The following is a 429-nucleotide window of genomic DNA, read 5'->3' on the forward strand; positions in this document are numbered from 1 at the left end:
GTTTCGGGCGCGGGGGCCTGCAAGGGCAACAGCACGATGAACCGGGTGTCGCCGGGCTTGGACTGCACCCGCAGATCGCCGTGGTGCTTTTCCACCACGATGCGCCAGGCCAGATCCAGACCCTGGCCGGTGCCCTCGCCGAACGGCTTGGTGGTGAAGAACGGCGTGACGATGCGGTTGATGTCCTCGGCGGGGATACCCGGCCCGTCGTCGCAGATCTCCACCCGGATCATCTCGTCGGTCTCCCGGGAGGTGCGCAGGGTGGCGCCGATGAAGCAGCACAGCCGTGAAGCACGCACCTCCTCGTGCTCGCCGGACTGCCTGTTCACCAACTCCAGTGCCGCCAGATGGTCGTCCTCACCGGTGGCACCGACCACCTCGGTGCAGGTGCGCACGAAGATGTTGGGCGTCTGTTCGATCTGCTGGATC

General features: G+C 66.4%; 1 protein-coding gene. It reads right to left on the reverse strand.

Translation table 11 applies throughout. The features are described 5' to 3' along the window. Nucleotides 1-429: ATP-binding protein (locus RM844_RS32970; protein ID WP_311671102.1), on the reverse strand; the 429-nt coding region annotated here is incomplete at both ends.

Source organism: Streptomyces chisholmiae (assembly GCF_031845445.1).
GTDB classification, from domain to species: domain Bacteria; phylum Actinomycetota; class Actinomycetes; order Streptomycetales; family Streptomycetaceae; genus Streptomyces; species Streptomyces chisholmiae.